The 25208-nt window shown below is 69.7% G+C and carries 22 protein-coding genes; 9 read left to right on the top strand and 13 right to left on the bottom strand.

The features are described from left to right. Nucleotides 1-112: 112 nt before the first annotated feature. A complete protein-coding gene (locus F6B43_RS14765; protein ID WP_150449752.1) occupies nucleotides 113-1690 on the bottom strand; it encodes a hypothetical protein in 1578 nt (525 codons plus the stop codon). Beyond that, the gene (locus tag F6B43_RS14760) at nucleotides 1672-2559 is read right to left on the bottom strand and encodes an ABC transporter ATP-binding protein (RefSeq protein ID WP_150449751.1); all 888 of its coding nucleotides are present in this window, start codon (nucleotides 2557-2559) and stop codon (nucleotides 1672-1674) included. Before F6B43_RS14760 ends, F6B43_RS14765 begins: the two co-directional genes overlap by 19 nt. A gap of 293 nt (nucleotides 2560-2852) precedes the next feature. Here F6B43_RS14760 and F6B43_RS14755 point away from each other — a divergent pair, with 293 nt between their 5' ends. Beyond that, the gene (locus F6B43_RS14755; protein WP_150449750.1) at nucleotides 2853-4172 is read left to right on the top strand and encodes a uracil-xanthine permease family protein; all 1320 of its coding nucleotides are present in this window, start codon (nucleotides 2853-2855) and stop codon (nucleotides 4170-4172) included. A 366-nt stretch (nucleotides 4173-4538) separates the two neighbouring features. Here the strand turns inward: F6B43_RS14755 and F6B43_RS14750 are convergent, their stop codons facing one another. The 5 genes from F6B43_RS14750 to F6B43_RS14730 all read right to left on the bottom strand — a co-directional run bounded on the left by F6B43_RS14750 (nucleotide 4539) and on the right by F6B43_RS14730 (nucleotide 10488). After that, a complete protein-coding gene (locus tag F6B43_RS14750; RefSeq protein ID WP_150449749.1) occupies nucleotides 4539-5552 on the bottom strand; it encodes a LacI family DNA-binding transcriptional regulator in 1014 nt (337 codons plus the stop codon). Between the two features lie 16 nt (nucleotides 5553-5568). Next, nucleotides 5569-7086 carry a GH1 family beta-glucosidase gene (locus F6B43_RS14745; RefSeq protein ID WP_211368155.1) on the bottom strand — a complete coding sequence of 506 codons (1518 nt, stop codon included), beginning with the start codon at nucleotides 7084-7086 and terminating at the stop codon, nucleotides 5569-5571. Beyond that, nucleotides 7083-7997 carry a carbohydrate ABC transporter permease gene (locus F6B43_RS14740; RefSeq protein WP_150449748.1) on the bottom strand — a complete coding sequence of 305 codons (915 nt, stop codon included), beginning with the start codon at nucleotides 7995-7997 and terminating at the stop codon, nucleotides 7083-7085. The genes F6B43_RS14745 and F6B43_RS14740 overlap by 4 nt, the downstream gene beginning before the upstream one ends. Beyond that, a complete protein-coding gene (locus F6B43_RS14735; RefSeq protein ID WP_425486850.1) occupies nucleotides 7994-9121 on the bottom strand; it encodes a carbohydrate ABC transporter permease in 1128 nt (375 codons plus the stop codon). The genes F6B43_RS14740 and F6B43_RS14735 overlap by 4 nt, the downstream gene beginning before the upstream one ends. Nucleotides 9122-9207: 86 nt before the next feature. Next, nucleotides 9208-10488 carry an ABC transporter substrate-binding protein gene (locus F6B43_RS14730; protein ID WP_150449746.1) on the bottom strand — a complete coding sequence of 427 codons (1281 nt, stop codon included), beginning with the start codon at nucleotides 10486-10488 and terminating at the stop codon, nucleotides 9208-9210. A 372-nt stretch (nucleotides 10489-10860) separates the two neighbouring features. Here F6B43_RS14730 and purS point away from each other — a divergent pair, with 372 nt between their 5' ends. From purS to F6B43_RS14715, 3 genes are read left to right on the top strand one after another with little or no spacing between them, the layout of a single operon-like run. Next, nucleotides 10861-11109 (top strand): phosphoribosylformylglycinamidine synthase subunit PurS, encoded by a 249-nt coding sequence (gene purS, locus F6B43_RS14725; protein WP_150449745.1) that lies wholly within the window; start codon nucleotides 10861-10863, stop codon nucleotides 11107-11109. Then, the gene (gene purQ, locus F6B43_RS14720) at nucleotides 11106-11813 is read left to right on the top strand and encodes a phosphoribosylformylglycinamidine synthase subunit PurQ (protein ID WP_150449744.1); all 708 of its coding nucleotides are present in this window, start codon (nucleotides 11106-11108) and stop codon (nucleotides 11811-11813) included. Before purS ends, purQ begins: the two co-directional genes overlap by 4 nt. Before the next feature lie 33 nt (nucleotides 11814-11846). Next, the gene (locus F6B43_RS14715; RefSeq protein WP_246159982.1) at nucleotides 11847-12779 is read left to right on the top strand and encodes a 2-hydroxyacid dehydrogenase; all 933 of its coding nucleotides are present in this window, start codon (nucleotides 11847-11849) and stop codon (nucleotides 12777-12779) included. A 15-nt stretch (nucleotides 12780-12794) separates the two neighbouring features. On the opposite strand, the gene F6B43_RS14710 is transcribed toward F6B43_RS14715, so the two are convergent. Continuing rightward, nucleotides 12795-13358 carry a nucleotidyltransferase family protein gene (locus F6B43_RS14710; RefSeq protein WP_246159981.1) on the bottom strand — a complete coding sequence of 188 codons (564 nt, stop codon included), beginning with the start codon at nucleotides 13356-13358 and terminating at the stop codon, nucleotides 12795-12797. Nucleotides 13359-13456: 98 nt separating this feature from the next. Here F6B43_RS14710 and F6B43_RS14705 point away from each other — a divergent pair, with 98 nt between their 5' ends. From F6B43_RS14705 to F6B43_RS14685, 5 genes are all read left to right on the top strand, one after another. Beyond that, nucleotides 13457-14539, top strand: a complete 1083-nt coding sequence (locus F6B43_RS14705; RefSeq protein WP_150449743.1) for an XdhC family protein — start codon at nucleotides 13457-13459, stop codon at nucleotides 14537-14539. Beyond that, nucleotides 14536-15063 carry a nucleoside deaminase gene (locus tag F6B43_RS14700; protein ID WP_150449742.1) on the top strand — a complete coding sequence of 176 codons (528 nt, stop codon included), beginning with the start codon at nucleotides 14536-14538 and terminating at the stop codon, nucleotides 15061-15063. The genes F6B43_RS14705 and F6B43_RS14700 overlap by 4 nt, the downstream gene beginning before the upstream one ends. 36 nt (nucleotides 15064-15099) lie before the next feature. After that, nucleotides 15100-16458, top strand: coding sequence for an 8-oxoguanine deaminase (locus tag F6B43_RS14695; protein ID WP_150449741.1), 1359 nt, complete (start codon nucleotides 15100-15102; stop codon nucleotides 16456-16458). A gap of 434 nt (nucleotides 16459-16892) precedes the next feature. After that, nucleotides 16893-17732 carry an FAD binding domain-containing protein gene (locus tag F6B43_RS14690; protein ID WP_150449740.1) on the top strand — a complete coding sequence of 280 codons (840 nt, stop codon included), beginning with the start codon at nucleotides 16893-16895 and terminating at the stop codon, nucleotides 17730-17732. Further along, the gene (locus tag F6B43_RS14685) at nucleotides 17729-20503 is read left to right on the top strand and encodes a molybdopterin-dependent oxidoreductase (RefSeq protein WP_150449739.1); all 2775 of its coding nucleotides are present in this window, start codon (nucleotides 17729-17731) and stop codon (nucleotides 20501-20503) included. The genes F6B43_RS14690 and F6B43_RS14685 overlap by 4 nt, the downstream gene beginning before the upstream one ends. 128 nt (nucleotides 20504-20631) lie before the next feature. On the opposite strand, the gene F6B43_RS14680 is transcribed toward F6B43_RS14685, so the two are convergent. Genes F6B43_RS14680 through F6B43_RS14660 form a run of 5 tightly spaced genes read right to left on the bottom strand, consistent with a single transcriptional unit; the run spans nucleotide 20632 to nucleotide 24932 of the window. Beyond that, nucleotides 20632-21243, bottom strand: a complete 612-nt coding sequence (locus F6B43_RS14680; RefSeq protein WP_211368154.1) for a helix-turn-helix domain-containing protein — start codon at nucleotides 21241-21243, stop codon at nucleotides 20632-20634. A 4-nt stretch (nucleotides 21244-21247) separates the two neighbouring features. Then, nucleotides 21248-22129, bottom strand: a complete 882-nt coding sequence (locus tag F6B43_RS14675) for an ABC transporter permease (RefSeq protein ID WP_246159980.1) — start codon at nucleotides 22127-22129, stop codon at nucleotides 21248-21250. Then, complete coding sequence (locus F6B43_RS14670; RefSeq protein ID WP_150449737.1) at nucleotides 22126-22980, bottom strand: ABC transporter permease; 855 nt, start codon at nucleotides 22978-22980, stop codon at nucleotides 22126-22128. Before F6B43_RS14670 ends, F6B43_RS14675 begins: the two co-directional genes overlap by 4 nt. After that, nucleotides 22970-23839 carry an ABC transporter ATP-binding protein gene (locus F6B43_RS14665; protein WP_150449736.1) on the bottom strand — a complete coding sequence of 290 codons (870 nt, stop codon included), beginning with the start codon at nucleotides 23837-23839 and terminating at the stop codon, nucleotides 22970-22972. The genes F6B43_RS14670 and F6B43_RS14665 overlap by 11 nt, the downstream gene beginning before the upstream one ends. A gap of 13 nt (nucleotides 23840-23852) precedes the next feature. Beyond that, nucleotides 23853-24932, bottom strand: coding sequence for an ABC transporter substrate-binding protein (locus tag F6B43_RS14660; protein ID WP_150449735.1), 1080 nt, complete (start codon nucleotides 24930-24932; stop codon nucleotides 23853-23855). Nucleotides 24933-25208: the final 276 nt, after the last annotated feature.

Genomic DNA, 25208 nt, shown 5'->3' with positions numbered 1-25208 from the left:
CGAGGCTGTGCAGATCTCCGAGGTTGTGCAGATCTCCGAGGCTGTGCAGATCTCCGAGGCTGTGCAGATCTCCGAGGCTGTGCAGATCTCCGAGGCTGTTCGGATGCCCCGGTCAGGCGTTCTTCATCGCCTTCAGGCGGCTCAGGAGGAGCGGGCCGGTGCGGTCCAGCATCCGTCCGCCCACCCGGATGCCGATGATGACGAAGACGACACCGAGGACGACGCCGATCGCCCCGCCGATCAGGCTGAGTGCCGCGTTGCCGGTGAAGAACGCGATCAGGCCGATCACGATCGACGGCGACGACAGGCCGATCGCGATGAGCCAGATCAGGAGGAACGACATCCCCTGCAGGAATGTCGTTCCCGGCACGCGCTTGAACGGGTTGTCGCCCGAGCCCGCGACCGGGATGACGAGCTGCGCCGATGTGACCGCACAGACCCCGTAGGAGGTGAGCAGGATGCCGAGCGACATGCCGAGGATGCCGGGGAACTGCGCCCACTGACCCGAGAACGCGAACGGCAGGACGGCGGCGATCACCACGAGGGGAACCGCGATGACCGCGGCCGCGAGGATCCGGCCGCTGCGGTCGGCGCGCCCCGGTGCTCCGGTGGCGAGCTCGGAGGCGAACGCGGTGCCGTCGTAGGAGATGTCGGAGTACAGGATGATGCCGACCACGAGCGCGATCAGCGGGGCTGAGAAGGCAAGCCCGGCGGCCACGTCGCCGTTGCGCAGGTAGAACCAGAGCAGAACGGGCACGAGCGGCACGCCGATCAGCTGCCGCAGATACCGCGGGTCGCGGATCCAGTAGGTCAGCGAGCGCGCGAACACGGCGCCGGCGGGCGTCGCGGGAACTCGGCCGAACCAGCCGATGCGACCGGGCCGTACTTTCGCTGCGGACTGCTGGCGCGGGCGCGCCAGTGCACTGCGCAGCGACCAGCCCCACAGCATCCAGAGCAGACCCAGCGTCGCGAGCGCGATGACGAGCTTCGCGAGCGCCGCGACCCAGTCACCGGCCGCCGCATCGGCGGGTACCGACCATGCCGCCCCGACGGGGGTCCAGCCGAGCACACGGACCACGACGCCGAGCGTGTCGAGGTTGAGCGCGAATCCGGTGGCGATGCCCGCGATGATCGGGCCCGCGAGGATCAGCGGGATGAAGACGAGGATGCCGGATGCTTCGCGCAGCCGCCGATTACCTCCCGTGCCGGAGGCGAGCGATGCCATCGTCCGCGACGCGATGACGGCGGTCAGCACGGCGACCGGGATCGCGACGATCGCCGTCGCGGCGGCCGCCGGCCAGTGCACCCACGTCACGAGGGTGGCGAGCGCAGCGACGGAGGTCACGATGCCCGGGATGCCGCAGACCCCCGCGAGCGTGAGCGCCACCATCATGCGGCGCAGCGACATCGGGAACACCACGAGGTGCTCGGGGTCGAGGGTGGTGTCGACTCCGAACGCGACGAGGGGACCCACGACCCAGCCGATCGTGACGAGGCTCCCGACACCGACGATCACGCTCGCCGCCACCTGTTGGGGCGCGGAACCGAGGAAGAAGAGGCCGATGACGGCGGCGGCGAGCACCCCGAGGCCGTACAGCACGCCGAACAGGAATCCGACGAGCTGCCAAGGGCTCCGCGCGAGCTGGTTGCCCAGCACGCGGAACCGCAGCCTCAGGAGCGTCGCAACCATTCCGGGCCCTCCGAGTGGCGGCGACCCCCGACGAGGTCGACGAAGCGGTCCTGCAGCGACTCGCCGGCGCGCACCTCGTCGACGGTGCCCGCGACGAGCAGGCGTCCCGCCGAGATCACGGCGACGTGATCGCACAGGCGCTGCACGAGATCCATCGAGTGGCTCGAGACGATGACCGTTCCGCCGCTGCCGACATAGCCCGTCAGGACGTCCTGGATGTTGGCGGCCGAGACCGGATCCACGGACTCGAAAGGCTCGTCGAGCACGAGAACGCGGGGGGCGTGCACGAGCGCGCACGCGAGGGCGATCTTCTTGGTCATGCCGGCGGAGTAGTCCACGACGAGCGTGCCTGCGGCGGCGGTCATGTCCATGAGCGCGAGCAGGTCGGCGGTGCGGCGCGCGATCTCGTCGTGCGAGATTCCGAACAGGAGGCCGTTGTAGGTGACGAGCTGCTCGCCGGTGAGCCGGTCGAAGAGCTTGACTCCGTCGGCCAGATTGCCGAGCATCGCCTTGGCCTTCACCGGCTCGCGCCAGACATCCACGCCGTGGATGATCGCGCGGCCCGCATCGGGCATCAGCAGCCCCGTCGCCATCGACAGCGAGGTCGTCTTGCCCGCGCCGTTGGGCCCGACCAGGCCGTAGAACGAACCCGAGGGGACGGTGAGGGAGATGCCGTCGACCGCCACCTTGTCGCCGAAGCGCTTGACGAGGCCTTCGAGCTGCAGGGCTGCGTCGGGCGCCGGGGAATCGATCGTCGGCGCGGGTGTCGGCGCGGGTGTCGGCACCGTCGCGGCGCCCCCTACGGGGGCGGGTGCCGGCTGGTGGCGCGGCAGGCTGTCGGTCACATCATCTCCATCGCGTCGTTGCATCGTCCGGCGGACTCGCGCACCTCTCAACGGCGGGAGCGCTCCCGTCCCACCCTCTCGGACATTCCCCCCGGGCGCAAACGCCCGCCCCGCCCCGCGCCCGCGCGTGGCGCCGAGCCAGCCGTGTCGTGCCGAACCCCCCGCCTTCTGGTCTCAAACAAGGGGTCGGCTCAACAAGACACGGCGGGTTCGGGGCGAGGCGCCGCTGCCACATGGGCGACTTCGAGCTCGGCGCTATCGTGAGCGCAACGATTCATGCCGCGCTCCGCGCGGCGAAGACCCCATGAAGGAGTGCCATGCCGATCTGGAAGCTGCACGGAAACGGCCGGACGGTGGCGCCGGGCGAGGTCGTCGCCCCCGACGAGCGGCTCAGCTGGCCCGCCACGATCGCGGTGGGCGTGCAGCACGTCATCGCGATGTTCGGTGCGACGTTCCTCGTGCCCGTGCTGACCGGATTCCCCGTCTCGACGACCCTCCTGTTCTCCGGCATCGGGACGCTGCTGTTCCTCGTCATCACGCGCAACCGGCTGCCCAGCTACCTCGGATCATCGTTCGCGTTCATCGCACCCGTGACCGCCGCGACCGCGAGCCAGGGCATGGGATCGGCGCTGGCCGGCATCGTCGCGGTCGGAGTGCTCCTCGTGGCCGTCGGCCTCATCGTGCAGTTCGCAGGTCTCGGATGGATCGACAGGCTCATGCCCCCGGTCGTCGCCGGCTCGATCGTCGCGCTCATCGGGTTCAACCTCGCGCCCGTCGCGTGGACGAACTTCCAGCAGGCGCCGGTCACCGGCACCGTCACGCTGTGCGCCGTGATCCTCTTCAGCGTGCTGTTCCGCGGATTCCTCGGCAGGATCTCGATCTTCCTCGGGGTGATCGTCGGCTACGTCTTCGCCGCGATCGTCGGCGAGCTCGACTACTCCGCGATCGACGCCGCGCCGTGGGTCGGCCTCCCCGAGTTCCACCTCGCGAACTTCGCCTCGCCCGGTACGTGGAGCGTCATCGCGATGTTCCTTCCGGTCGTCCTCGTGCTCATCGCCGAGAACGTCGGACATGTGCGGGGCGTTGCGACCATGACCGGAGCATCCGTCAACAAGCAGACGGGTCGCGCGCTGATCGCCGACGGCGTCGCCACGACGATCGCCGGCACGTTCGGCGGGTCGGGCACGACGACGTACGGCGAGAACATCGGTGTCATGGCCGCGACGCGCGTGTACTCGACCGCGGCGTACTGGGTGGCCGGCGCCACGGCGATCCTGCTCAGCCTCTCGCCCAAGATCGGCGCCGTGTTCAACACGATTCCGGCCGGCGTGCTCGGCGGTGTCACCACCGCCCTGTACGGACTGATCGGCATCATCGGCATCAAGATCTGGGTCGACAACCGCGTCGACTTCTCGCGCCCCGTGAACCAGTACACGGGGGCCGTCGCACTCGTCATCGCGATCGCGGGCTTCACGATGCAGTGGGGCGACTTCCAGCTGGGGGCGATCGTGCTCGGCGCCGCCGCAGCGCTGCTGATCTACCACGTGGGCAATGCGATCGCCCGCTGGCGCAAGACCGGCGCCGACGACGGCGGGCCGCTCCCGGTGATCGGTCAGCTGGGGGGCGATCCCCAGTAAGGACGCGGGGATGCCGCGGGCGCGGGCGCGCGACAGCGCGGCGTCGTGCGCCGGTCCGCCGGGCCTCCGCGCTCTCCGGGAGAGCGCCGACAGGACGCCCGGCGGAGCGGGGCGCGAAAGCCCCGCGCTCTCCGGGAGAGCGCAGACAGGACGCCCGGCGGAGCGGGGCGCGAAAGCCCGGCGTCGTACGTCGGTTCGGCGGATCGCGGCGGAGTCCGGGAGAGCGCAGAGGGGTGTCCCGCCGGCGAAGCTGGCTCGGGACTGGCGGGAGCGGCGACCGAAGGCCGCCGCGGGGGAAGCTTCGCCGACAGGACACCCCGCGGAGCGGGGGCGCGAAAGCCTGGCGTCGTACGTCGGCCGGGCGGGCTAGACGCTGTCGCGGACGATCAGCGCCGTGTCGAGGATCGTCACGCGCTGCGGAGCGCGGCCCGCGAGCAGGTCGAGCAGCACGCCCGCCATCTTCTCGCCCTGCTCGAACGACGGCTGCCGCATCGTGGTGAGATGAGGGGTGACCGAGGTCGCGACGGGCGAGTCGTCGAATCCCGCGATCGCCATGTCGTCGGGCACACGCAGCCCGGCGGCTGCGAGCACGGACAGGGCTCCCCGCGCCATGAGGTCGCTCGCGATGAACACCGCATCCGGCGCCTCACCGCGCTCGAGGATGCGGCGCATCGCGTCCGCGCCGCCGTCGCTCGTGAACCCGCCGTCCTCGATCGCGCCCTCGCGCAGCCCGGCGGCGCGGAGTGCGTCGCGGAATCCCTGGAGGCGGTCGATGCCGGCGGGCATCGTGAGCGGCCCCGTGATCGTCGCGAGCCGGCGGTGTCCCTTCTCGATCAGGTAGGCCGTGGCATCCCGCGCCGCCGCGACGTTGTCCACGTCGACGTAGTAGTCATTCTCGCGCTCACGCAGCGGCCGGCCGCCATAGACGACCGGCACCGACGAGGCGATGCGGTCGATGAAGGTGTCGCTCGTGTGGTGCGAGATGATGAACGCCCCGTCGATGCTGCCGCTGCGCACATAGCTCGTCGTCTTGTCGCCGGGGTCGTCGCTTGCGATGAAGAGGTTCAGCACATAGTCGGAGCGGCTCAAGCCGGTGTTGATCCCCGAGACGACAGAGGCGAAGAAGGGGTCGCCGAAGAACCTCGTCGTGTCTTCCGGAACGACGAGCGCGACGGCGTGGGTATGCCGGCTCGCCAGCGACCGCGCGGCGCGATTCGGCACGTAGTTGAGGTCGGCGATCGCGCGCTGCACCGCGGCCAGGGCGCTCGGGCTGACCGCCGTCGACCCGTTCACGACGCGCGACACGGTCGAGCGCGACACGCCGGATGCGGCGGCCACTTCTTCGATCGTGATGGCGCGCTGAAGCCCCTCCGTGCTCATCGCCGCCCCCAGGGCTCTAGTTCGTCGAGGCCGGGCTCACATCCAGCGCCCGATCCGTGATGATGCGACGATACTCGCGCCCGCTGTCCTTCAGCGTCCGCTCCTGTGACTCATAGTCGACTCGCACGATCCCGAACCGCTTCGCGTACCCCCAGGCCCACTCGAAGTTGTCCAGAAGAGACCAGTAGAAGTACCCGCGCACATCGACGCCCGCCTCGACCGCATCCAGGATCGCCCCGAGGTGCCCGCGCAGGAAGTCGACGCGGTCGGCGTCGTGAACGCGCCTCTCCCCGGCCTCCACGACGAGCTCGTCGTCGTACGCCGCCCCGTTCTCGGTGACGTACAGGACGGTGCCGACCGCGGCCGCGTACTCCTCCGACACGCGCCGCAGCAGGCGGGTCAGGCCCTCGGGCTGCACATCCCAGTACATCGCGGTCTGGGCGAGCCCGCGGTCGTACCAGTAGATCCCGTCGGACGCGGGGAACGGGGATGCCGCGGCCCGGTCGGTCGGAGCGTCACCGCTGCGCGCGGGGGTGGCCGGCGGCCGTGCCCCCACGAGCTCGCCGTGGTAGTAGTTCACGCCCAGAGCATCGATCCGGGTCGAGATCACATCGAGGTCGCCCGGGTGCACGGCGGCTTCGAAGGCGTCGACGGCCGCAGCATCCACCGCTCGGATCTCGTCGATGACGTCCGCGGGGTACTCACCGCGGAACACCGGATCCAGGAACCACCGGTTGAAGCGGCCGTCGATCTTGCGCGCGGCGGCGGCGTCTGCCGGGTCGCTCGGGTCGGCGGGATCGGCGACCGTGAGGTTGAGCGTGATGCCCAGCTCGAGGGAGGAATCGCGCGCGCGCAGCTCGTTGACCGCCTGGCCGTGACCGAGCAGGAGGTGGTGGGCGGCGAGCAAGCCCTCGGCCGTGCTGTAGTGGCCCGGCGCATGGATGCCCGCGGTGTAGCTGAGGAACGACGAGCACCACGGTTCGTTCAGCGTCGTCCACACCTTCACGCGGTCGCCGAGGGCGTCGTGCATGTCGAGGGCATACTCCGTGAACAGGTCGGCGGTCTCACGAACCGTCCAGCCGCCGCGGTCCTGCAGCGCCTGGGGCAGATCCCAGTGGTACAGGGTGAGCCAGGGCAGGATGCCGGCATCCAGCAGTTCGTCGGTCAGGCGCTTGTAGAAGTCGAGCCCTGCGGGGTTGAGCGGCCCGCCATCGGGGCGCACGCGCGACCAGGACGACGAGAACCGGTACGTCTGCAGGCCCATGCTCTTCATGAGCGCGACGTCATCGCGGTACAGATGGTAGTGATCGCACGCGACATCGCCGTTGTCGCCGTTGATGACGGCGCCCGGTACGCGGCTGAACGCGTCCCAGATCGAATCGCGCCGCCCGTCCTCGTGGGCGGCGCCCTCGATCTGATAGGCGGCGGTCGCCGCACCGAAGAGGAAACCGGCGGGGAAGGAGCGAGAGGATGCTGGCACGACGAGGGTCGTCCTTTCGGTCACGGTGTGGAGCGCGTCGGTGATCGAGGTCATCCCTTCACCGCTCCCGCCATGATCCCACTCACGAGCTGCTTGCCGACGAAGACGAACAGGATGAGCAGAGGAATCGTGGCCAGCAGAACGCCGGCGAGCACGATCGAATAGTCCACGAAGTAGTTGGACTGCAGGAGCGACAGCGCCACCGGCAGGGTCGGGTTCGAGCGGTCGAGCACGATGAACGGCCAGAAGAAGTTGTTCCAGGCCGAGACGAACGTGAACAGGCCGAGCATCGCCGCCGCGGGTCGGGCGGCAGTGACGCCGATCGTCCAGAACGTGCGGAATGCGCTCGCGCCATCGACGCGGGCGGCTTCGAGCAGCTCGTCAGGTACGGCCTGCTGGAGGTACTGCGTCATCCAGAACACGCCGAAGGCGCTGGTCAGGGCCGGCACGATGATCGCGCCGATCTGGCCGGTCCAGCCGAGATTGCTGAACAGGATGTAGAGGGGAACCACGCCCAGCTGCATCGGGACGGCCATGGTGGCCACGACGAACACGAGCAGCCACCTGCTCCCGCGGAAGCGGAGCTTGGCGAACGCCCAGCCCGCCAGGGTCGAGAAGAAGACGACCGAGAGCGCGATGAGCGCGGAGCTGTAGATCGAGTTCCACAGCGCCGGCCAGAAGTTCACGGCCGGGTCGTTCATGACCGACAGCGCGTTGGCGATGAAGTTGCCGCCCGGCAGCCACGACATGTTCGGGTCGCGGATGGTCGACGAGTCGCCCGAGCCGATCAGGAACGACCAGTAGAACGGGAAGAGGGCGGCGGCGAGCACGACGCCGAGCGAGCCGTACACGAACCATCCGGGACGACTGCCCTTGATGTGGCGGGAACGGCGCGGGCGGCGCGTCTCCTCGCCCGGGATCTGATCGTCGTCGACGTGCAGCGGCACGCGGGTCACAGAGCTCATCGCGCTGCCTCGTTTCGATTGCGAAGATCGGATGCTGCGGCATCCGCGTCTCGGGAATGCGCCGACTCTCTGGACTGCGCCGCCACGGACTCCTGGGCCCTGCGAGCCGCCGCTCTGCGGTCGCGGCGACTGAGGTGGGCCCCTCGCGTGCCCTCATCACGGACGAGCCCGCGCGTGACGAAGAGGTTGATGACGCCGATCACGAGGATGATCAGGAACAGGATCCAGGCCAGGGCCGCTGCCCGGCCGAAGTTCCACTCGCCCCAGCCGATGTTGTACAGCCAGAGGGTGATCGTGAGCCACTGCGAATCGGCGCCGCCGGTGCCGTACTGGTCGTACATGCGCGGCTCGTCGAAGATCTGGAGCCCGCCGATGGTCGAGGTGACGATCACGAAGATGAGCGTCGGACGCAGGCTCGGCACCGTGATCGAGAGGAACTGGCGGAACTTGTTCGCGCCGTCGATCGCCGCCGCCTCGTAGTAGTCGCGCGGGATGGCCTGCATCGCGGCGAGGAGGATCAACGTGTTGTAGCCGGTCCAGCGGAAGTTCACCATCGTGGCGATCGCGATGTGGCTGGCGAACGCGTCGCTGTGCCACTTGATCGGGCCGAGCCCGATGTCGCCGAGCCACGTGTTCACGATGCCGTACTGGTCACCGAACATGTTGCTGAAGATGAGGGCCACCGCCACGGGGGCCATGACGTAGGGCACGAGGACGCCCATGCGCCAGAAGGTCTTCGCGCGGATGTTCTGGTCGAGCATCGCGGCGATGAAGATCGCGAGGATCAGCTGCGGGATCGTCGACAGCAGGAAGATGCTGAAGGTGTTGCGCAGGGCGATCCAGAACTTGGGGTTGCTCAGCACGTAGATGTACTGGTCGAACCCGATGAAGGTGCCGCGGCCGCGGACGAGGTCCCAGTCCATGAACGAGATGACCGCGGTGTACGCGATCGGGAACAGCCCGATCACGATGAAGAGGATGAAGAACGGCGAGATGTACAGGTAGGGCGCGAGCTTGAAGTCCCACGCGCTGAGACGCTGGCTGAAGCCGATCCGCTTCGGCTGGCGCGGTGCCGGCTCGGCAGACGGCTTCGCCTCTGTGGAGGGGTGAAGTGTGGTGGTCACGGTGAAGTCCAGCCGGTCGGTGATGGGGGAACGCGGTGGGGGATGCTGCGGGCCCGGAGAGGCCCGGGCCCGCAGCATCCGGTCTTCTACTTGAGGGTTCCGACCTCGGAGACCCACTGGTTCCACGAAGCCGTCGCGTCCTGCGTGCCGTCTTCGACACGGGTCAGCGCCTTCTGCATGGCGTCGTTGATCTGGAAGTAGAACGCCCCCTTGAACGGCGCCACGGTGACCGCCTTCGCGCGGTCGGAGAGGATCTGGCCGACCGGAGCGTTGTTGAAGAACGTGTTGGTCGCGTTCAGCAGCGTCGGGTCGGTCAGCGCGTCGTTCTGGCTCGGGAAGGTGCCGGCGTTGCCGAACGCCTTGATCTGCTGCTCAGGAGCGGTCAGCCAGTCGGCGAGCTCCTGCGCGGCCGCGACGTGCGCGCCGTTCGCGGGGACGGTCAGGTACGAGCCGCCCCAGTTGCCGCCGCCGTTGGGGAAGACGTTGGCGATGTCCCACGTGGTGACGTCCTTGGCGTTGCCCGAGATGACTCCGAGCATCCAGCCGGGGCAGAGCATCGTCGCGAACGCGCCGTTGCTCAGGCCCGCCATCCAGTCGTCCGACCACTGGCCGAGGTGTGCCGACTGCGTCGCGCTGGCGGCGAGCACCTGGTCGTAGATGTCCTTGACCTCGGGGTTCGTCGTGGCGGTGATGTCGCCGGTCTTCGGGTCTTCGTACGCCGCCTCGACCTGGTTGATCATGCCCTGGTAGGTGCCTCCGGCGGAGTCGAAGAAGGCCTTGCCCGTGGCCGCCGTGTACTTGGCCCCCACCTCGAAGTACTTCGACCAGTCGCCCTCGAAGAGCTTGGCGACGGAATCGCGATCAGTGGGCAGGCCGGCGGCGGCGAGCAGGTCGGAGCGGTAGCAGATGCCCTCGGGGCCGATGTCTGTTCCATACCCGATGAGGTTGCCGGACGAATCGGTCGCGGCTGCGGTCTTCCAGTCGAGCCAGCGGCTCTTCAGGTCTGCCGGCACGGGGGCGAGCAGGTCGGAGTACTTCATGACCTCGGGCAGCCAGTCGACCTCGATGGCCTCGATGTCGGCGAGGCCCGACTTGCCGAGCTTCTGGAAGTAGTTCGCGCGCGCATCGTTGGACGTTGCCGCCTTGGTCAGCTCGACAGTCACGTTCGGGTGGAGCTTCGTGTACTCGTCGACGAGCTCCTGCGTGTAGCCGAAGTCGTTGAACGTGGCGACGGTCAGGGTGACCGGGGTGTTCGGATCGGCCGTCGGTGCCGAGCTGCCACCGGAGGCGCAGCCCGCGAGGACGAGGGCGGAAATGGATGCGGTCGCCGCCACGATGGCGGTCCGGCGCAGTGCGCGTGATTTCACGGTCACTCCTTTGTGTGTGTGGGGGTACAGCTGTGGTGTGGGTCGTGCGGTGGGGCCTGGGCGACGCCCTTCCGCTTCGGTCGACGACGTCGACGTGGCCGTGGGAGCGCTCTCACCAGACGATCAGTCACGCTATGGGATCGCTCCCACGAAGTCAAGGGAGCGCTCCCACCGGTCGATCACGGTTCGGTCACGCGGGGTCGGCGCACATCTGGGAGGACGGATGTTGCAGGTGGAGCCTGGTGTGAACCGGATCGGCGGCCGCGGACCCCGGCGTCCTTCCAGATGTACCGGAGGCGAGCGGCACAGCCCTCGGATGCGGCGGCCGTAGAATGGGTGAACCCCCTGCCCGCGACATCCGGAGCGTTCTCAATGGCCACCATCGTCGTCGACGTCATGCCCAAGGCCGAGCTGCTCGACCCCCAGGGGAAGGCGGTCTCCGGCGCGCTCAGCCGCCTCGGAGTCGACCAGTTCACGTCCGTGCGGATCGGGAAGCGGTTCGAGCTCACCGTCGACGGCCCCGTGGGCGAAGACACCCTCGCCAAGGCCCGCGAGATCGCGGACGAGATCCTCTCGAACGCCGTCATCGAAGACGTGATCGGCATCGAGGTGGTGGAATGAGCACACGGATCGGGGTCATCACCTTCCCCGGATCGCTCGACGATCGCGATGCGCAGCGCGCCATCCGGATCGCCGGCGCAGAGCCCGTCGCCCTCTGGCACGGCGCGCACGACCTTGACGGCGTCGATGCCCTGGTCCTGCCCGGCGGCTTCAGCTACGGCGACTATCTGCGCGCCGGCGCGATCGCCGCGCTCGCGCCGATCATGAGCGAGGTGAAGGATGCCGCGGCCCAGGGCATGCCGATCCTCGGCATCTGCAACGGCTTCCAGATGCTCGTCGAGGCGCACCTGCTTCCGGGCGGCCTCATCCGCAACGCCCACCAGCAGTTCATCCGCCGCGACCAGCGCCTCCGGGTCGAGAACGCGTCGACCGCCTGGACCTCGGCGTTCGAGGTCGGGCAAGAGATCGTGATCCCGCTGAAGAACGCCGACGGCGGTTACATCGCGGATGCCGACACGCTGTCCCGTGTGGAGGGCGAAGGGCTCGTCGCCTTCCGCTACGTGGGCGTCAATCCGAACGGCTCGCTCGACGACATCGCCGGACTCACGAACGAGCGCGGCAACGTGGTGGGTCTCATGCCGCACCCCGAGCACGCCGTGGAAGAGGGTTTCGGCCCCGACACCGCTCTCGCGATGCGCTCCGGCGTCGACGGCCTCGGGTTCTTCGCCTCGGCGATCGCCGCTGTCGTGGGCGCCGCCGCCTGACCCCGGGTGTCCGCGCGCGGGTAGCGTGAGGGGGTGACCACCGGCATCCCGTCCCTGATCGTGTCCGTTCCGACCGAGCAGCTCGCCGCCGATCTCGGGCCTCTTCCCGACCGGGTCGAGCTTCACGTCTGGGATATGGAGAGTCCCGCGCCGGCGGACCGCATCGACATCGTCGTGCCGCCGTACATGAGCATGAGCGACGTACTGCCCCGACTCGAGGGCGTCGAGGTCGGGTTCGTTCAGGGGCAGTCGATCGGCTACGAGGGGATCGAAGCGCAGCTTCCTGAGGGAATGGTCTTCGCGAACGCGGCGACGGTGCACGAGACCTCGACCGCCGAGCTCGCGGTCGCCCTGACGCTGGCCGCGCAGCGCCATCTGCCCGCCTACGTCCGCGCGCAGGACGAGCAACGCTGGGCGCCGGACTTCGCGGCCAGCCTCGCCGACCGCCGCGTGCTGCTGCTCGGCTACGGCGGCGTCGGCAAGGCGATCGCCGCGCGCCTGGCACCCTTCGAGGTCGAGATCACCGCCGTCGCATCCCGCGCCCGCGACGAGGACGGGATGCCGGTGCACAGCGTCGACGAGCTGCCCGCCCTGCTCGGCTCGGCGGAGATCCTGATCGTGAGCCTCCCGGGAGGGGCGACGACGAGGCACATCATCGACGACGATGCGCTGAGCGCGCTGCCCGACGGCGCGCTCGTCGTCAACGTCGGGCGCGGATCGCTGATCGATCCGGACGCGCTGGTGGCGCACGTCCGGCGCGGCCGTATCCGCGCCGCGCTCGACGTGACCGAGCCCGAACCGCTCCCGGCCGACCACCCGCTCTGGAGCCTCGACGGCGTGCTCATCGCCCCGCACGTGGGTGGCGCCTCGACCGCCATGCGGCCGCGCGTCGCCCGCCTCGTGCGCGCCCAGATCGACCGCGCGTTGGCAGGCGAGCGGCCGCTGAACGTGGTCATCGGCGGCTGAAACCCGGGCAGGCGCTCAGCGCTGGTCGATGTCAGCGCCCGACCACAGGTCGCCGCACTCGACGGCGAGGGCGCCGTGCTCACGGAGGTACTGCCCGGCCCCGCGATCGCCCGACAGCGACGTGATCACATCGGCGAAGTGGTCGGCCCCGATGAACACCGGATGCCCCGGCTCGCCCCCGTACGTCGCCTGAGCGAGCCCCGCTCGCGTGCCCGCAAGGCTGATCACCCGGATCGCGGCCGACGCCGGTGCGTCCGGGGTGTCGACCGGCGTGATGAGGACCGCATCGGCGCCCATGTCCTCGACCGCGGCGATTCCGGCTCGCAGCGTCGCAGAGAGCCCGTCGCCCCCGTGCGCGACGTGGACGATCTCCGCTGCCGCGGGCACGAGCCCGGCGGCCTCGTGGCCACCCGCACCGAGAGCGACCAGCACCTCGGCGCACCCGGCGGCGCGCAGCATCCGCACCGCGGCGTGCAGCCACGGCGTTCCGTCCGCCGACCGCGCGAGCGCCTTCGGCCCACCGAACCGCGTGCCGGCGCCTGCGGCCAGCACGAGCCCGCAGAGCGCTGGAGAATCCACGAGCACCGAGCGTAGCCCCGGTGGGCGATCGCGGGAGCGTCCGGGGCTCCGCCGCATCCCGTAGCGCGCAGGAAACACGTCGCGAGTAACGTGACGGGATGCTCGAACTCGCGCCCGAACTTCTGCCGGTGCTGCGCGCCGGGAGCGCGGTGGCCGTCGTCACGATCATCGGGGTGCCGCGCAGCGCCCCGCTCGGCGTCGGCGCCTCGATGGCGGTCACGGCCGACGGGCGAGTGATCGGCTCGATCTCCGGCGGCTGCGTCGAGGGCGACGCTGTACTGCTGTCACACGCGGTGCTGAGGGACGGCGTCGGGCGCACCGCGCGATTCGGGTTCACCGACGAAGCCGCCTCCGCGGCGGGGCTCGCGTGCGGCGGCGCGATCGACGTCGTCGTGTATCGGATCGATCCGACGGACGCGGCGGCGCTGAGCGCCCTCGCACTCGCCGCGGCCGACCGGCGGGTCGCGATGGGCGTGACGTGCGGGGACCGGGATCCGGGTCGCATCCTCCCCGCGGAGGTGCTTCCCGACCGGTCGATGGAGGTGGCCGACAGCCGCATGCTCCCCGCGGCATACGACGGTTCCGACCTCCTCGTCCTCACGCACCGACCCCGGCCGCGCCTGATCATCGCCGGCGCGGGCGACCATGCCGCAGCCCTGTGCCGGGTGGCGACAGCCGCCGGGTTCGCCGTCTCAGTGTGCGATCCGTGGGAGCTTCTCGTGACCCGCGAACGCTTCCCGGACGCGGAACGGCTCGTGGCGGGTCTTCCGCACGAGTATCTGCGCAGCATCCCGGCCGATGAACTCGACGAACGCACGGCGGTGTGCGTGCTCACCCACGACGAGCGGATCGATGTGCCCGCGCTGCGCGCCGCGCTCGCGCTGCCCATCGGGTTCGTCGGAGCGATGGGGTCGCGCTCGACGGTGGCGCGACGGGCGCAGCTGTTGCGGCAGTCCGGCGTCGACGAGGACGACCTCGCCCGCCTGCACTCGCCGCTCGGCCTCGACCTGCAGGGTACGACCCCCGACGAGACCGCGATCGCCGTGCTCGCCGAGATCGTGGCCGCACGCCGGCACGGCACAGGCCTGCCGCTGCGCGACCTCTCGAGCGCGGTGCACCGCAGCACCGGCGAGGTCGACCGTTCGTGCTCGCCCGCACTCACCTCGGAGGCCCGACGATGACCGAACCCGCGATGACCGAACGCCCCAGCGCCGAACTGCCGCCCGACGAGCGCGCCCACCTCCTGCGTGCGATCGCGTTGGCCGGCGCTGCGCGCGAGCGGGGCGACCATCCGTTCGGGGCGATCGTTGTCACCGCCGCCGGCACGATCGTCGAAGGACTGAACTCGGTCGTCACCGGAGCCGACCCCACGGGCCACGCCGAGACGAACCTCGTGCGCATCGCGGCTGCCGCGCTTCCCGCGGCGGAGCTCACCGCATCCACTCTCTACACGAGCACCGAACCCTGCGCGATGTGCGCGGGCGCGATCTACTGGTCGGGAATCAGCCGCGTCGTGTATGCGCTGGGCGAGGACGAGCTCATCCGCATCGTGGACGCGCAGGAGGGCATCCCCACCCTCGCGCTGCCGTGCCGTGAGGTCTTCGCACGCGGCGGGCGGCCGATCGACGTCGTCGGTCCGGTGGCGCTCCCCGAGGCGGCGGCCGTGCACGCGGGGTTCTGGACAACGCCGGAGGGCCACGCGTGACGGCGGCTCCGGTGGCGCTCGAGATGGTGCACTGAGGTGGCCCGGACGATCATCGAGCGCGCGTACGTCGCGACCGTGGACGGCGCGGGGTCGGAGCATCCGGACGGGTATGTCGTGATCGAAGGCGAGACGATCGCCGCCGTGGGCTCAGGAGCGGCGCCCGGCGAGTGGCGCGCAGGCGCCGAGATCGTCGACGGGTCGGGATGCCTCGTCACCCCGGGTCTGGTCAACACCCACCACCACCTGTACCAGTGGCTCACGCGCGGCTACGCGCAGGACGCGATCTTGTTCGACTGGCTCACGGCGCTGTATCCGCTGTGGTCGCGGATCGACGCCCGGTTGACCGGCATCGGCGCTGCCGGTGCGATGGCGGTGCTCGCGCGATCGGGGTGCACGACGGTCGGCGACCACCATTACGTGTTCCCCCGGGGCTCGGGCGACATCGTCGGTTCGATCGTCGAGGCCGCGGAGCGCATCGGGGTCCGGGTGCACGCCACCCGCGGATCGATGGATCTCGGGCAGTCGCAGGGCGGCCTCCCACCGGACTTCGCCGTGGAGACGACCGACGCCATTCTCGAAGCATCCCGCACCGCGGTCGAGACGTACCACGACCCGTCCTTCGCATCGATGGCGCGCGTCGCGATCGCGCCGTGCTCGCCGTTCTCCGTCACGGCCGACCTGCTGCGCGAGTCGGCACAGCTCGCCCGCTCGCTCGGCGTTCGGCTGCACACCCACGCGTCCGAGACGGTCGAGGAGGATGCGTACTGCCTCGAGCGGTTCGGCAAGACTCCGACGCAGTACCTCGAGGACCTCGGCTGGCTCGGCCCCGACGTCTGGATGGCGCACGGCGTGCACCTCGACGAGCCGGCGATCGCGAGATATGCCGCCACAGGCACGGGCGTCGCGCACTGCCCCTCATCCAACGCCCGGCTCGCCTCGGGGATCGCGCCGGTGCGCGATCTGCTGCGGGCCGGGGTTCCCGTCGGGCTGGGCGTCGACGGGGCGGCGTCGAACGAGTCGGGTCAGCTCGGCATCGAGATCCGCGAGGCCGTGCTCATGGGCCGGCTCAAGACCGGTGCCGACTCGTTCAGCGTCCGCGCGGGCCTGCGCATCGCGACGATGGGCGGGGCGCGGGTGCTCGGCCGCGACGCCGAGATCGGCTCGCTCGAGCCCGGCAAGCTCGCCGACATCGCGGTCTGGCGGGTAGACACGGTCGAGCATGCCGGCATCCTCGATCCCGTCGCCGCTCTCGGGCTGGGCGCGCTGCCTCCGCTCGCGCGTCTGTTCGTCAACGGGAGGGTCGTCGTCGAGGAGTCCGAGCTCGTCACCGCCGAGGCGCCGATCCTGGCCGAAGAGGTCGCTGCCGCGTCGCGCGAGCTCGCCGAGCGACTCTGACCCCCTGCGTTTCGGCCCGTCCCCGCTGCACAACGCAGGATCGACCGGCGGCCGCGGCCACCGCTCCCCTGGAATCACGCGCATGTCGTCGCGCACACAGGCAAGCGATCCTGCGTTGTGCAGCTTGCGACGGGTGGACCGACGTGGCGCGCGAGATTGCCGCGCGGCTGTGACCCCCGCCGGCGCCCCCGGCGCCCCCGGCGCCCCCGCCGGCGCCGCCGCGCACTCAGGCCCGTCCCCCCTGCATACTCAGGCCCGTCCCCGCTGCACAACGCAGGATCGACCGGCGGCTGCGGCCGCCGCTCTCCCGGAATCACGCGGATGTCGCCGCGCACGCAGGCAAGCGATCCTGCGTTGTGCACCGGGGGCCAGCCCGATCCGGCGAAACACCGGGGAAACCGAGGTTTGATTGACTGAGTCGAGAAGGGGCAGGGATGGACATCAACACCGTGACGAGCTTCCGCAGCGCGCGCACGCGCACCGATCTCGCACTCGCGCCCGGCGAGGTGTTCATCGCCGGCGGCACGTGGCTGATGAGTGAGCCCCAGCCCGCCACGACCGGGTTCGTCGACCTCACGACCCTCGACTGGCCCGACATCGAAGTGTCCGAGGCCGGCCTCCGTATCGGCGCGACCTGCACGATCGCCCGGCTGCTGGCCTGGTCGAAGGGCGAGAAGATTCCGGATGCCGCACCCCGCCCCGCGGAGTGGACGGCGCTGGACATCGTTCCGGACGCGGCCGACGCCCTGCTCGCCTCGTTCAAGATCTGGAACACCGCCACGATCGGAGGCAACCTCGGCCGCGCATTCTGTGCCGGCGCGATGATCTCGCTCACCGCGGGGCTCGACGGGACAGCGCTCATCTGGCGTCCGGACGGCACCGAGCGCACGGTCGCGGTCGCCGACTTCCCCACCGGCAACGGGACTCACGTGCTGGAGCGCGGCGAGGTGGTGCGCGCGATCGATCTGCCATCCACCGCGCTCCGCGGGCGCGCGCTGCTGCGCAAGATCGCCCTCGCCGAACTCGGTCGCTCGGGCGCGGTGGTCACAGCGCGCCGCGATGAGGACGGCAGCTCGACGTTCGTGATCACGGCCGCGACCCTGACGCCGCAGGTGCTGCGGTTCGCCGGCATTCCGGATGCTGCGGCCCTCGCGAGCGCGGTCGCCACGGCGTCGGGCTATTACACGGATCCCCTCGGCCCGGCGGACTGGCGCCGCGCGGTGAGCGCGGCGCTCGCCGAGCGACTGCGCCGAGACCTCGGCGGCGTCGCATGAGGTTCGAAGTGAACGGCGAGGACGTCGACGCCGAACCGCGCGCCGGCCAATGCCTGCGCACGCTGCTGCGCGAGCACGGGCACAGCGAGGTGAAGAAGGGCTGCGACGCCGGAGACTGCGGAGCCTGCGCGGTGCTCCTCGACGGCGAGCCCGTTCATTCGTGCATCATCCCCGCGGCGCGGGTCGAATGTCGCGCGGTGACGACGGCGGCCGGACTCGCCACGGGCGAGGAGCTGCACCCCGTGCAGGAGGCACTGGTCGAGCACTTCGGATTCCAGTGCGGATTCTGCACGGCCGGCATGAGCGTGACCGCCTCTACCCTGACCGCTGACGACCTGCCGCACCTCGAGAAGCGGATGAAGGGAAACCTGTGCCGGTGCACCGGCTATCGCCCGATCCGCGCAGCGATCGCCCAGTCCGTGCGAGGGCCCGTGCGCGAGACGGGAGAGCGGTACGACGCCACGGCGAACCCCGGACCGCCCGACGGGGTGGGCCGCTCCGTCACGCCTCCGGCCGCGCGGCGCGTCGTGCAGGGACTCGAGCCGTTCACGTTCGACGAGCCCGTACCCGGGGCCCTCACGATCCGCGTCGTGGGCTCTCCTCACGCGCACGCACGCGTGACGGCGATCGACACGGCAGCGGCCGCCGCCGTGCCGGGCGTCGTCGACATCTACACGCACCAGAACGTGCCGCAGGGTCGCTATTCGACCGCTCGGCACGAGCATCGCGAAGACGATCCGGATGACACCAGGATGCTCGACGATGTCGTCCGCTTCGTCGGCCAGCGCGTCGTCGCGGTCGTCGCTGAGAGCGCTGCCGCTGCAGAGGAAGCATGCCGCCTGGTGCATATCTCGTACGAGGTTCTCCCGGCGGTGTTCGACCCCGAAGAGGCTCGAACCCCCGGCGCACCGCTGCTGCACCCCGACCGAACTCCCGATGACCGAGTGGCCGAGGCATCCCGCAACGTCGTCGCGGCGCTGCACGACGGAAGCGGAGGGGACATCGATGCGGCGCTCGCCTCGAGCCCTGTTCGCGTCGGAGGCACGTGGCGGACGTCGCGGGTCGTGCACGCCCAGCTCGAGACCCACGGCTCGGTGGGGTGGATGGACGACGAGGGACGACTCGTCATCCGCTCCAGCACCCAGGTGCCGTTCCTCACGCGCGACGAGCTCGCCCGTATCTTCGACCTCGACCCCGTGAGGGTGCGCGTGTACGCCGCCCGCGTCGGCGGGGGCTTCGGCGGCAAGCAGGAGATCTTCACGGAGGACCTCGTGGCCCTCGCCGTCCTGCGGACGGGGCGCCCCGCCGCGTTCGAGTACTCGCGCACCGAAGAATTCCAGCGCGCCGCGGTGCGGCATCCGATGCGCGTGAGCGTCTCCCTCGGAGCGACCTCCGACGGCGTGCTCACCGCGATGAAGGTCGACGTGCTGAGCGACACCGGCGCGTACGGCAACCACGCGATCGGCGTGATGTTCCACGGAGTCGCTGAATCGACCACCATCTACCGTTGCCCCGTTCGCCGCATCGACGCCGAGGCGGTGTATACGAACAACGTGCCGTCGGGCGCGTTCCGCGGGTATGGCCTCGGCCAGGTGATCCTCGGCGTCGAGTCCGCGATGGACATGCTCGCCGAAGAGCTCGGCATCGATCCGTTCGAACTTCGTCGGATCAACGCCGTCCGCGAGGGCGACCGGCTCCACGACGAAGACGACAAGTACGAAGAAGACCTGGTCTGGGGCAGCTACGGGCTCGACCAGTGCCTCGATCTGACCGAATCGGCCCTGCGCCGCGGAAACGGGGCGGAAGCGCCCTCCGGCTGGGCGATCGGTGAGGGGATGGCGGTCGCGATGATCGCGACCATGGCTCCGCGCGGCCACATCGCCCACACCACCGCGACCCTTCGCCCGGACGGAACGTTCCTGCTCGGGGTCGGCACCGCCGAGTTCGGCAACGGCACCACGACCGTACATCGCCAGATCGCGGCATCCGTTCTCGGGGCCTCATTCGCTCGGCTCGAGCTGCACAGCGCCGACACCGACGCCGTGCGACACGACACCGGCGCCTTCGCCTCGGCGGGCATCACGGTCGCGGGCAAGGCCCTGCACGCCGCGTGCCTGGCGCTCAAGGACCGGATGCTGCAGACCGCCGCATCGCTCACCGGCACCGCCGCCGCGGACGCCCACCTCGAGACGGACGGTGTGCGCACCGGCGCGCGGCTCGTCGCGTTCGACGAGATCGTCGCCGCCGCGCCCCGCGAGTTCGTCGATGCGAACGGGCTGACCGCCGACGGGAGCGAGTACGGCGAGCTGCGGTCGCTCGCGTTCGACGTGCAGGCGTTCCGGGTGGCGGTGGATGCGGCGACCGGCACGGTGCGGATCCTCCAGTCGGTCCACGCCGCCGACGCCGGCTTCGTCATGAATCCCGCCCAGGCGCTCGGCCAGGTGGAGGGCGGCGTGGCGCAGGGAATCGGCAGCGCCCTGTACGAAGAGGTCATGATCGATCCCGACGGGCGCATCGAGAACCCTGTGTTCCGCACGTATCGTGTTCCGCAGTTCGCCGACATCCCTGACACAGAGGTGTACTTCGCCGAGACCAGCGACGACCTCGGACCGTTCGGGGCGAAGTCGATGAGCGAGTCGCCCTACAACCCTGTCGCCCCGGCACTGGGCAACGCCATCGCCCGCGCGCTCGGCGCCCGGCCGTTCGTCCAGCCGTTCTCGCGCGATCGCGTCTGGCGGGTCGCCGCTGCGCGGCCCGAGGTGATGGAGTAGCGAGTTCGCGCTGGTATCGAGATCGCGCCGGGCATCTCGAAGGACGAATGGGGCAGGAGTGTGCTCGGGAGGCAATACCGGCGCCGACGCGAGCCGTCCATCCTTCGAGGTGCGCGGCGATCGGCGCATCAGGTCGACTTGACGATCAGCAGGCGGTACATGCCGGGGCGGACCGACCACCACCGGTGCCGCACGCCGCCGCGGAAATACGCGCACTCGGTGGCGTCGAGAGTGCGCAGCTCGCCGTCGAGATCGACGCAGACCGTGCCCTCGAGCACATAGACGAACTCGTCCTCCGCATGCACGAAGTGCTCGCCCGGCTCGGTGTTCTCGCCCTCGTACTCCATCGGCCGGAACGCCCGGTCGCCGTGCGCGAGCATCCGCGCCGAGCCCGAAGCGAAATCGGCCGCGACCGCCCCGTCCCCCCGGCGGTGCACTTCCACGGCGGGAGCGGTGGATGCCGGGCCCTCCGCCGCGGCGATCAGCTCGATCGGGCTCGTGCCGAGCGCCACGGCGATGCGCCGCAGCGAACCGAGGCTGGGCTGTGCGAGCCCGCGTTCGATCTGGCTCAGGAACGGATGCGACAGATCGGTCTCGGTCGCGACCTGCACGAGCGTGAGTCTTCGGGCTCGGCGCAGCATCCGGATGTGGGCTCCGAGACGCTGACCCGCCTGATCGTCTCGCGGAGTGTCAGCGGAGCGGTCGGCGGACGGATCCGCGAGCACGGCGGAGGCGGCCACGCGCTCAGAGGTTCTTCTGCGGGTGCATGCCCATGCGGGCCAGCACGACATCCTCGACGATCTGGATGACGTTGTAGAGGATGAGCGAGGTCGCCGTGACCACCACCACCGACGCCCACAGCGCGGTGAACTGCGCCTGCGGGATGAAGCCGCCGATCGATCCGCCGATCCCGCCTCCGACGGCCAGCCACTCGGCCAGCAGCGCGCCGGTGATGGCCCCGGGGACGGAGATGCGCACCGCGGCGAAGAACGCCGGGAGCGACGACGGCATGGCGACCTTGTTGAGCTTCGACCACGATCCGCCGCCGTACACCTCGACGAGGTCGTTCATCTGGGTCGATGCCGACTTCAGGCCGAACGAGATGTTCACGAGGGCCGGGAAGAGCACGACGATGCCGCCGATGACCGCGACGGTCACCACGTCGCGGCCGAAGATCATGATGATCACGGGCGCCATCGCGATCAGCGGCACCGATCGCAGGAGCATGGCCACCGGCATGAGCGCGTTCTCGATGCCCTTGCTGAGCTGGAACACCGCCGCACCGATGATCGCCGCGACCAGGCCCGCGATGAAGCCGATGGCGGCGTCGCCGAGGGTGACGACGAGGTTGCCCATGATCAGCTCGCGGTTCGCCGGAGCAGCCGGAACCACGAAGAAGTAGCGCCAGACGTCGACCGGGCCCTTGGCGATGAGCGGAGAGATCTGGAAGATCCACAGCACGCCCACCCAGAGAGCGGTGGCGGCGACGAGGGTAAGGACGAAGGTGAGCACGCTCCAGCCGAGGGCCGTGAGCACGCCCCTCCGCGCGGCGCGGCGGACGTCGCGGCTGAGGTCGGCGGCCGGAGCAGACAGCTGCATCTCGTGGGCGGCGGTCATCGTCGTCATGCGGACTTCCCCCTCGACCACGGCGCGATCCCGCGCGCGACGAGCCCGATCAATGCGAATCCGGCGAGCGCCACCGCGCCGCTCGCGAGCGCGAGCGACCATACCAACGGCGCGTTCGAGTTCTGCTGCGCGAGGATCATCGCGATCCCGACGCCGACCTCGATCTTTCCGAAGAACTCACCCAGGACCGCGCCGAGGAAGGCGGCCGGCACGGCGATCTGCAAGGCGTTCAGGATCGCGGGCAGCGCGGCGATCAGGCGTACCTTGACGAGCTGGGTGAAGCTGTTGCCTCCGTAGACGGTGATCAGGTCGAGGCTCGAGCGATCGGCGGACTTGAGCCCGAGGAGCGCGCCGACGACGGTGGTGAAGAACACCGAGAGGGCGGCGAGAAGGATGGCCGTGCCGCTGGGCTGACCCACCCCGGGTGCCGGGATCACGACGATCGCCAGCATCCCGACAGCGACGATCGGAATGCAGTACGTGATGATCGCGAGCTGCATCGCGACGCCTTCGAGGCGCGGCACGACCAGCACGATCGCGGCGAGGATGAGGGCGATGCCGTTGCCCCAGAGGTATCCGATCCCCGCCTCGGTGATCGTCACCAGGAAGTTGCGCCAGTAGTAGGCGAACCCGTTGTCGATGAAGGCCATGAGCACCGCGAGCGGAGTGGGGATCGGATGCGCGCCCGTCGAGGTCACGAACACCTCGGCGATCACCCACCAGGCGATGACGATCAGGACGCCGCCGATGACTCCGGTGACCCACGCCGGCAGCGCGATGTCCTGCCACACGATCGTCCGCGGCTTCTGCGGCCCCGGAGCCTGGCCGACGGGCGCGGTGCTAGTGGTCATCGGTGGCCGCTCCGCCCTCTCCGAAGAGCAGTTCGGAGGCCTGGTCGACGTACGCGTGGAACTCGGGCGTGCGCATCATCTCGGGCGTGCGCGGGCGAGGGAGGTCGATCGTCATGACCTCTTTGACCCGGCCAGGACGCGGGCTCATCACGGCGACGTAGTCGGAGAGGAAGATCGCCTCAGAGATGCCGTGGGTGACCAGGAGCGTCGTGGCGGGCTTCTCGATCCAGATGCGGAGCAGCTCGAGGTTGAGCTTCTGCCGGGTCATGTCGTCGAGCGCGCCGAACGGCTCGTCGAACAAGAGCACTTCGGGCTTGAGGATGAGGGATCGCGCGATCGAGACGCGCTGGCGCATGCCGCCGGACAGCTGGGCGGGCTTGGCCTTCTCGAAACCCTTCAGCCCCACCAGCGAGATCATGTCGTTGACGTATTCCTTGTCGACGGGCTGGCCGGCGATCTCGAACGGCAGGCGGATGTTGGTCAGGACGCTCCGCCACGGCAGGAGCGCCGAGTCCTGGAAGGCGATGCCGAGCTTGTTCGCCTTGCGGAGCTCCTTCGGGCTCTTGCCGTCGACGCGCGTGGTGCCGCTCGTCGCCGCCTCGAGACCGGCGAGGATGCGGAGGATGGTCGACTTGCCGCATCCCGACGGACCGAGCAGGGCCAGGAACGACCCCTGCTCGGTGTGCAGGTTCGCGTCCTTCAGCGCCACGACGCTCTTGCGACCGGTGGTGAAGACCTTGTTCAGACCCGAGATCTGCAGGCCGGTGCCCAGGGATTCACCCTGGACACCGGCCTCTGCAGTACCGGCCTGGGCGCTTCCCGGCTGAGCGGGACCCGTCGTGAGAGTGGGCTGCGACATGACCGTGATCCTGTCAGCCCGCGTAGGCGACCAGGTCGGGGTTCTCCTGATAGACCTCGGCCAGAAGGGAGAGGTCGAACAGGTCGGATGCCGACAGCATGATCCCCGCGCCGGCGAGGCTCTTGACGGTCTCGGACTGAAGCTCGTCCGAGATCGTGAAGAGGCCGTTCTTCTTGGTCTCGTCCGACGTCACGAGCTCTTCGGCCTGCACCTTCGCGCCGGCGATCGAGTTCTCGAGGTTGAGGTCGAGGTCTTTGCCGTAGACGTCGACGGCGAGTTTCGCGCCGGCCTCCGGGTCTTTGACCGCGTCGGTCCAGCCCTTGATCTCGGCGAGGAGGAACGCCTTGAGGGCGTCGCGCTTGTTCGCGATCATGTCGTCGGTCGTCGTGATCGTCTCGGCGACGAACGGGAGGCCGTTGTCGGCGAAGGGCAGGTTGGTCGTCGCGACTCCGGATGCGGCGACCGTGATCGCCTCGTTGGTCAGGTAGGCGATGAATCCGTCGACCTCGCCGTTGAGGAGTGGGGCCGGGTCGTACTGCACGGGAACGATCGTCACGTCGGACTCGGCGATGCCGTTCGCGGCGAGCAGCGCCTTGAACAGGGCGGTGTTCGAGTCCTGCACGCCGATCTTCTTGCCCTTGAGGTCGGCGGGCGTCGCGATGTTGCCGCCGCTCTTGAGCGAGAGCACCGTGAACGGGTTCTTCTGATAGGTGGTGCCGATGATCTTGAGCGGCGCACCCTCGGACGATACGACGGAGCCGATGGAGACAGCATCCGACAGCGCGATGTCTGCGCTGCCCGAGATGAGCTCGGCGGCACCGGTCGACGGACCCGGGACGAGCGTCACCGTACCGAGGCCGGCCGCGGTGTAGTAGCCCTCGGAGTCGGCGAAGAACTCGCCCGAGAACTCCTCGTTCTTGATCCAGCTGAGCTGGACGTTGAGGTCGCCGAGCCCCGCGGCGGCGCCGTCCGACGATGCGGACGGGCTCGAGCCGCTGCCGGATGCGCAGCCGGCGAGGGCCAGGGCGGCCAGGGCGATGCCCGCGAGGGCGGTCGCGACGCGCTTCGCGCGCCGAGAGGAAAGAAGAGTCATGTGCTGTGTCTCCAGAAGCGGATGTGATGCATCGGGTGGATGGGCACGCACGCCTACGGGGCTCGACGAAGCGGCTGATCCTGAAGCTAGGCGATGTAGATTTCCCCAACACTTGCCCGGATGTTTCCTGGGCGTAAAAGGTCAGCCGAGATCAATCGCCGCCGGTGCACATCGCACGCTCGCTCCCCGATCACCGCCGCAACCTCGGAGATCTGCAGAACATCGGACAGTTCGGTGGGAGATTCCCCGAGATCCTGCAGATCTCCGAGAAACCGC

It is taken from the genome of Microbacterium rhizomatis, assembly GCF_008710745.1.
Classification (GTDB): domain Bacteria; phylum Actinomycetota; class Actinomycetes; order Actinomycetales; family Microbacteriaceae; genus Microbacterium; species Microbacterium rhizomatis.
Note: the sequence above shows the minus strand (reverse complement) of the source record. Positions and strands in the feature narration are given on the sequence as shown.